Origin of the sequence: Actinoplanes sp. NPDC051859 (assembly GCF_044452725.1) — a bacterium.
In the GTDB taxonomy this organism is placed as follows: domain Bacteria; phylum Actinomycetota; class Actinomycetes; order Mycobacteriales; family Micromonosporaceae; genus Actinoplanes.
On the sequence record NZ_JBITBX010000044.1, the window covers coordinates 1 to 1,091 of the forward strand.

1 protein-coding gene is annotated in these 1,091 nt (G+C 66.8%); it reads left to right on the top strand.

Annotated features, from left to right (window positions below; genetic code table 11):
• Window positions 1-106 precede the first annotated feature (106 nt).
• Window positions 107-1,091: IS481 family transposase (locus ACIA1L_RS33435; protein ID WP_396077080.1), on the top strand; the 985-nt coding region annotated here is incomplete at its 3' end.

Genomic DNA, 1,091 nt, shown 5'->3' on the forward strand with positions numbered 1-1,091 from the left:
TGTTCTGTCCACGGACGTTGGTAACGCGTCGGAAGTCCTGACACGGTGAGGACCTCCGGGTGAGGTGGAGCTTGTCGAGAGTTCCGTTTCACCCGAGAGGTCCTCTATGCCCCACGCTAACGCCCCGCTGACCGAACGCGGCCGATTGCGACTCGCGCGGTGCGTCGTCGATGAGGGCTGGCCATTACGCCGAGCCGCGGAACGGTTCCAGGTCAGCCCCACCACCGCGAAACGCTGGGCCGACCGCTACCGCTGCGACGGAACCGCCGCCATGGCCGACCGATCCAGCCGGCCACATCACAGCCCTCACCGCACACCACGGCCGCTCGAACGTAAGGTCCTGCACCTACGCCGCACCAAACGCCTCGGGCCGGTACGCCTCGCCTGGCGCCTCGGCCTGCCCGCCTCGACGTGTCACGCGATCCTGCGCCGTGCGGGCACCCCACTACTCGCCGATCTTGACCGCGGCACCCGCGAACCGATCCGCCGCTATGAACACGAACATCCCGGTGACCTCGTCCACGTCGACATCAAGAAACTCGGCAACATCCCCGACGGTGGCGGCCACCGCACCCAAGGCCGCCACCAAGGCGCACTCAACCGCACCGCCACCCCCGGACACCGCACCGACGCCGCCGGACATGCCCGGCTCGGCTACACCTACCTACACACCGCCATCGATGACCACTCCCGACTGGCCTACACCGAAATCCTCGGCGACGAGACCAAGGAAACCGCGGCCGGGTTCCTGCAACGCGCATACGCCTGGTTCACCGCACAAGGCATCACTATCCGCCGAGTCCTGACCGACAACGGCTCCTGCTACATCTCCCGGCTCTGGCACACCACCAGCGCCCAGCTCGGCGTCACGGTGAAGAAAACCCGCCCTTACCGGCCCCAGACCAACGGCAAGGTCGAACGTTTCCACCGCACGCTGACCGACGAATGGGCCTATGCCAAGGCCTACACCAGCGAAAACGCCCGCCGTCGAGCCCTACCCCGATTCCTGCACACCTACAATCACCACCGCCACCACACCGCCATCGGCGGACCACCCGCCAGCCGCGTTCCCAACCTCTCTGGGCAGAACA